The organism is Salmonella sp. NW38, from assembly GCF_051807745.1.
GTDB lineage: Bacteria > Pseudomonadota > Gammaproteobacteria > Enterobacterales > Enterobacteriaceae > Salmonella > Salmonella enterica.
The window spans coordinates 220,787-226,786 of record NZ_JAMMTO010000008.1 but is presented as its reverse complement, the minus strand read 5'-3'; the positions used below and the strand labels follow the sequence as shown (position 1 = coordinate 226,786).

6 protein-coding genes, 1 tRNA gene and 1 pseudogene are annotated in these 6,000 nt (G+C 48.5%); 2 read left to right on the top strand and 6 right to left on the bottom strand.

All coding sequences use genetic code 11. The features are described from left to right. Positions 1–79: 79 nt before the first annotated feature. A complete protein-coding gene (gene narP, locus NA624_RS15670) occupies positions 80–727 on the bottom strand; it encodes a nitrate/nitrite response regulator protein NarP (protein WP_001115500.1) in 648 nt (215 codons plus the stop codon). Positions 728–1,545: 818 nt separating this feature from the next. Between narP and pagL the strand changes: the two genes are divergently transcribed. Beyond that, the gene (gene pagL, locus NA624_RS15665; protein ID WP_000281869.1) at positions 1,546–2,109 is read left to right on the top strand and encodes a lipid A 3-O-deacylase PagL; all 564 of its coding nucleotides are present in this window, start codon (positions 1,546–1,548) and stop codon (positions 2,107–2,109) included. Between the two features lie 192 nt (positions 2,110–2,301). Here the strand turns inward: pagL and NA624_RS15660 are convergent, their stop codons facing one another. The 5 genes and pseudogenes from NA624_RS15660 to NA624_RS15640 all read right to left on the bottom strand — a co-directional run bounded on the left by NA624_RS15660 (position 2,302) and on the right by NA624_RS15640 (position 4,701). Continuing rightward, a complete protein-coding gene (locus NA624_RS15660) occupies positions 2,302–2,490 on the bottom strand; it encodes a DinI-like family protein (protein ID WP_001550021.1) in 189 nt (62 codons plus the stop codon). Next, a pseudogene (locus NA624_RS15655) lies at positions 2,484–2,576 on the bottom strand (hypothetical protein); the annotation flags it as partial. The gene NA624_RS15660 and the pseudogene NA624_RS15655, both read right to left, overlap by 7 nt. After that, positions 2,532–2,608 (bottom strand) — tRNA-Pro (locus NA624_RS15650). The pseudogene NA624_RS15655 and the gene NA624_RS15650, both read right to left, overlap by 45 nt. A gap of 73 nt (positions 2,609–2,681) precedes the next feature. Continuing rightward, entirely contained in the window at positions 2,682–4,442 is a 1,761-nt protein-coding gene (gene yejM / locus NA624_RS15645) for an LPS biosynthesis-modulating metalloenzyme YejM (protein WP_000256159.1), read from the bottom strand. A 31-nt stretch (positions 4,443–4,473) separates the two neighbouring features. Beyond that, positions 4,474–4,701 (bottom strand): YejL family protein, encoded by a 228-nt coding sequence (locus NA624_RS15640; RefSeq protein WP_001135904.1) that lies wholly within the window; start codon positions 4,699–4,701, stop codon positions 4,474–4,476. A 179-nt stretch (positions 4,702–4,880) separates the two neighbouring features. Here NA624_RS15640 and yejK point away from each other — a divergent pair, with 179 nt between their 5' ends. Further along, complete coding sequence (yejK, locus tag NA624_RS15635; RefSeq protein ID WP_000050813.1) at positions 4,881–5,888, top strand: nucleoid-associated protein YejK; 1,008 nt, start codon at positions 4,881–4,883, stop codon at positions 5,886–5,888. Positions 5,889–6,000: the final 112 nt, after the last annotated feature.

Below are 6,000 nucleotides of genomic sequence, written 5' to 3'. Positions count from 1 at the left end.
ATAGAGCGCAGTATCCGGCTGGCGCAGGAGAAATAATGCCCTGACGGCCCGGTGGCGTGGCGCCATCGGGCCTGGCTTGTTACTGCATTCCGCGTGTTTGTAAAAATAGAATGGTCGCCGCGACGCGCGAGCGCACGTTTAGCTTGCGAAGCAGATTACGAATGTGCACCTTAACCGTCTGCTCAGAAATATTCAGTACTGACGCAATCTGTTTGTTAGAAAGCCCCTGCGCCAGCTCATGCAAGACATCTAACTCTCGTTCGGTCAGGATACTAAAGGGATCTTCCTGCGCGCCAAACCGTTCGCGCTCACGCAGATATTCATTGACCCGATCGCTAAAGACTTTACCGCCGTTAGCGCCTTTGCGAATGGCCTCCAGCAGCACTTCTGGATCGCTATCTTTGAGCAGATAACCGTCGGCGCCGGCGTCGATCAGCGCGTAGATGTCGCTGGCGGAATCCGAGACGGTAAGAATAATAATTTGCGCCGTCACACCATCCCGGCGTAGCGCGTTCAGGGTATCTAACCCGCTCAGACCTTTCATATTCAGATCCAGCAGGATCAGATCGGGCTCAATGCGATTCGCCAGATCGATCGCACTCGCCCCGTCACCCGCTTCGGCAACGACATAAAAAGCCGGGTCCAGTTCCAGTAATTGACGAATACCTCGCCGCATAAGTGGATGGTCGTCCACAATAAGCACCTGAAAAGGTGTTACTTCAGGCATGCTATATCTCCTGAGTTTTATTAGAATGATTATTGTTTTCAGCGCGGAAATCGTCCAGATTTGCCACATTGTCAAGCGTGTAAATTTTACCTTAATTAGTGCATGGGTAAGTAGTAAAACCTGTGACAGGCGAGTAATTAGCTGAACGATAGAAAGGATAAAACAACCCGTTGTGAGAGAAAACAGAATACTCCCTGAGGTTGAATACTGGTCTGGACGCTTTTTTCGGACAATGTGACATAACAGAAGTGTGGCATATGTAGCTGCGCCCTTGCACCCGTAAGTCCAGACTATCTTTACTGGCAGGAAATTCCTTATTAAAAGTCATAGTGTCTAAAGTTTGTCATTATTAACAAATTATTTTAATTGAATTTATTTATTATTTTATTAATGTCAATGAAATACATCTGAGCAGAACGAATAAACCGCGACATTTGTTAAATTAAATATCAAGTCAATAGTAGAGATATTTTTATGCGATAAAGAGATTCTGACGATATTCTTATCATAAATGAAAATGTGGTCAGGAATGAGAGTCGTTCACTTATAACTTATCCTGGATGTGCCTGAACAACACTCGCGGCGTTTTGAGCACCCATTGGGGCGACTCAAGGGGAAAGCGTAGTGAGTATGTTTCGATGTCTGCACACAGTCCATGTCCAGCCTGTTTGCATCAATAATGCTGGTTGGAGTAATTATGAAAATAATATTAATACTGGATGCTATATCAGCCGTTTCTGTGAGCGTAAGCGTGGCGTAGAAAATTTTAAATATATTAGTCGGTTAAAAATAGCTATTGACATTGAAATGGTGATGGAGTGTATATGAAGAGAATATTTATATATATATTATTACTTTGTGCATTCGCATGTTCTGCTAATGATAATGTTTTTTTTGGTAAGGGAAACAAACATCAGATCTCTTTTGCTGGGGGAGAAAGTATAAGGAGAGGAGGGGTTGAGCACTTATATACGGCTTTTCTGACATACAGTGAACCCAGCGATTTTTTCTTTTTACAGGCAAGAAATAATCTGGAGTTAGGAGGATTTAAGGCTAAGGGGAACGATGATTGCAGTAAACATTCTGGCAGCGTTCCCTGCAATAAATATAACCAGGGCGTATTGGGTATCTCGAAGGATGTGGCGCTGGTTCATTTCGCTGGTATCTATACCGGTATTGGTCTGGGGGCTTATATAAAATCTAAGTCGCGAGATGATATGCGCGTCAATTCTGCATTTACCTTTGGAGAAAAAGCGTTTCTTGGTTGGAACTTTGGGGCTTTTTCTACAGAAGCTTATATCCGGCATTTCTCGAATGGATCACTCACGGATAAAAATTCAGGGCATAATTTTGTAGGTGCCTCAATTAGTTATAATTTCTGAAGTTGAATAACAATTAGCGAGTTGCTGGCTGAAGGAGTAGTTAATCGCCGTACGTTGTCTACAAAAACGTGTTGTGACTAGCCGATCGTTATCGGCCCTATGGCGACAGGGAGGCTAATTGTTAGTGACAAAGAAGTGGTAAGCCATTTACCTTACCAGAACGTTTTATTATTGCTGCGACAGATTGCTTACTCATTTACCTGCCACTGCGAACATTTCTTCCAGCATAGGGTGTAGATGCGCTTTTTCTGTTTTAGTACAAACATGGTTTACGTTATTTGCCTGCATTGACTTTACGTTGACCACTACACAGGGAAGATGTCCGATCAGTTCATGCAAAATAACGTCTCTGGCATCAGCTAACTTTTTAATTGTAGGCATAAAAAAACCAGCCCTGAGAGGCTGGTTTTTAAGGGGAATTTTGGTCGGCACGAGAGGATTTGAACCTCCGACCCCCGACACCCCATGACGGTGCGCTACCAGGCTGCGCTACGTGCCGACTTGTGGGTGCTAATACTACCTCTTTCCAACGCGAATGCAAGGGGAAACGGTGCTAACTGATTTATAATTAATCAGTTAGCGATAAAACGTTTCTCTTCTGTTAGCACTTGCAGCAGCAGACTGAGCTGCGGCTTCTGATCTTTGATCTTCTCGCCGTGTAAATTATAGGTCTGATAATGACCGTTATTATTGAGCACCAGGATCATTTGCGGCGTCGTGATTGCCAACGTACTGCCGTCTGCCGCCGTTACCCAGTTATGGCGACGTGGAACGGTAAAGATGTCCTGGCCCTGTGAATATTCGTTCGCTGGCGTGCTGACATGTAACAGGCGTTGCATCAACGTGGTCATTACATCGGTATGATCGGTAAGCGCATTAATACGCTGCGCAGGCGTCCCCGGCCAGTGGATCACCAGCGGTACTTGCAGATGACCTTGCGACCAGTCGAAGCGATTTTCTTCCGGCGTCAACGGTATGCCGCGTCCTGCGGTAATGATCACGACGGTATTGTCGAATTTACCGGCCTCTCGCAGCGCGTTCAGAACCCGATTGATTTGCGCATCCACGTCGCTGGCGGCGCTGGCGTAACGCTTAACAAAATTCTTCTGATTACTGTCATCAATGTTAGTACCGTTAAACGATACCCATGAGAACCAGCGGTTATCTTCCTGTGCGTAGCGCCCAAGCCAGTCTATCCACTGGCTGGCCGTTTGCGCATCAGACTGCGTCTGCGCTGTCGGCATCGAGAAATCGGACAGTAATGCCTGACGGTAAAGCGGGCTGGCGAAACCATCCGAAGAAAACAGTCCCAGTTGGTAGCCTTGCTGATTCAACGCGGTAATGAGCGCCGCAGGCGTTCTGGTGGATAACACGCCATCCATATAGCCTGGCGATATGCCATAGAACAGGCCGAAAATACCGTTATCAGTGGTATTCCCTGAACTCATATGACGGGTGAAGTCGATGTTTTGTTCGGCAAATTTAGCCAGCTCCGGCATCTGCTTCTCAAAGCGAGAATAGTTCAGGCCGTCTACGGTAATGAGCAGCACATTCTGACCGGTGCCCATATCGCGATAGTGCAAATTGCTGAGCGGGTACTGTACGGAGACCGCTTCCGGATTGCCTTGCTCTACCAGACGGCGCTGATATTCCTGCGCATCCAGCAGACCGTGTTTTTCAAGAAAACGTCGCGCCGTCATCGGATAAGAGAGCGGCAGGTTTGCCCGCTGCATGGTAATCGGCCGGTAAAAATTAGCGTCTGCCCAGATGTAGATAAGATGCGATGCGATAAAGGAGACGAAAAAGAATGCCGCAAGCGGCCTTGCGAAATGGCGGCGGCGCGTGAGACTGCGCAGCTTTTGCCAACTCCATGTCGCAAATAGCATCTCAATCAATAAGATAACCGGCACGCTAATAAACATAAGCTGCCAGTCGCGCGCCGTTTCGTTCTGGTCAGGGTTGATGACCAGCTCCCAGACAATGGGGTTAAGATGCAGGTGAAAACGGGTAAAGACTTCGCTGTCGATAAGCAACAACGTCATACCCGCGGTCGCCAGAATGGCTGATAAAAACCGCATCAGCCGCTGGGACATCACGATAAACGTGAGCGGAAAAAGAATAAGCAAATAGGTGGCGAACACCAGAAAGCTAAAGTGCCCGACAATGCTCAGGTAGGAGTATATGCGACCCGCAAGCGTTGTCGGCCAGTCGGCGACAAACAGGTAACGGCTGCCGAGCAACGTAGCCAACAGTATATTGAACAGAGCGAACCAGTGCCCCCAGCTAACCATCTGGGAGACTTTTTCACGGTAGCGCTGACGATGAGTTACCATACCTGTCGCTTGTTTCTCCGGAGTCGGCTTTTTAGTGCGCGTTGTCTTCGCTAATCGAAGACTGCAAGGCGCGGGCAAAAGAGTTCGCAATCGCCTGGCGTTGAGCCGGCGCAACGCTGGTGTTGATAAGGTTGGTGACCATATTTCCCAGCACCATCAGGGAAAGATCGGTCGGCGCCTTATGTTTTTCCAGTACACTGAGCAGTTCGCTCAGCAGTTGTTCAACATGTTCATCACTATAGCGGGAGAGTTGTGGCATAAATCAAAATCTGTTTGTTCATGAAAGGGCAACATATTACCGTAGCAACAGTTTTTTTTCTGCATTTTTATCCCCTAAATCATTCGCGTTACGGATAACGCCTGAAATGGCAGGGCGATTGCTTGCGTCTTCCGGCAGGCGGTGGTTGAATACCGCCCGGTCTTAAAGGAGAGTTTATCATGAGTCTGGATATCAACCAGATTGCCCTGCACCAGCTTATCAAGCGCGAAGAGCAAAATCTTGAGCTGGTCTTGCGCGATTCATTGCTGGAGCCGACAACCACCGTTGTCGAGATGGTGGCTGAACTGCATCGGGTCTATAGCGCCAAGAATAAGGCGTATGGCCTGTTTAATGAAGAGAGTGAACTGGCGCAAGCGCTGCGGTTGCAACGTCAGGGGGAAGAAGATTTTCTTGCCTTTAGCCGGGCGGCGACCGGACGCCTGCGTGACGAACTGGCGAAATATCCCTTTGCGGACGGCGGCATTGTATTGTTCTGCCATTATCGTTACCTGGCGGTGGAGTATCTGCTGGTTACGGTACTGAACAACCTGAGCAGTATGCGGGTCAATGAAAATCTGGACATTAACCCGACGCATTATCTTGATATTAACCATGCGGATATCGTGGCGCGTATCGATCTTACCGAGTGGGAAACTAATCCGCAATCGACCCGCTATCTGACGTTTCTCAAAGGTCGGGTAGGGCGCAAGGTCGCTGACTTCTTTATGGATTTCCTCGGCGCCAGCGAAGGGTTGAACGCCAAAGCGCAGAATCGCGGCCTGTTGCAGGCAGTGGATGATTTCACCGCAGAAGCGCAGTTGGATAAAGCAGAACGTCAGAACGTGCGCCAGCAGGTGTACAGCTACTGCAACGAGCAGTTACAAGCCGGGGAAGAGATTGAGCTGGAATCGCTGTCTAAAGAGCTTTCCGGCGTCAGTGAAGTCAGCTTCAGCGAATTTACCGCCGAAAAAGGCTATGAGCTGGAAGAGAGCTTCCCGGCAGATCGCAGTACGCTACGCCAGTTAACCAAATATGCCGGCAGCGGCGGCGGGTTAACGATTAACTTTGATGCGATGCTGCTGGGCGAGCGGATTTTCTGGGACCCGGCGACCGATACCCTGACTATCAAAGGGACGCCGCCGAATTTGCGCGATCAGTTGCAGCGACGCACGTCGGGCGGGAAATAAAGTCGCTTGCCGGATGGGGGAGGAAACGCCTTATCCGGCAAGTGTGATTCATCTTTACCGCGAACTAAATTCCATAAAAAAACCCCGCCGGGGCGGGGTTTTTCTTCAACTT

Excerpts from the sequence above, each read along its gene's own strand:
- yejK (WP_000050813.1), top strand. The coding sequence starts at position 4,881 with ATGAGTCTGGATATCAACCAGATTGCCCTGCACCAGCTTATCAAGCGC.
- narP (WP_001115500.1), bottom strand. The coding sequence starts at position 727 with ATGCCTGAAGTAACACCTTTTCAGGTGCTTATTGTGGACGACCATCCA.
- yejM (WP_000256159.1), bottom strand. The coding sequence starts at position 4,442 with ATGGTAACTCATCGTCAGCGCTACCGTGAAAAAGTCTCCCAGATGGTT.
- NA624_RS15660 (WP_001550021.1), bottom strand. The coding sequence starts at position 2,490 with ATGCCTACAATTAAAAAGTTAGCTGATGCCAGAGACGTTATTTTGCAT.
- NA624_RS15640 (WP_001135904.1), bottom strand. The coding sequence starts at position 4,701 with ATGCCACAACTCTCCCGCTATAGTGATGAACATGTTGAACAACTGCTG.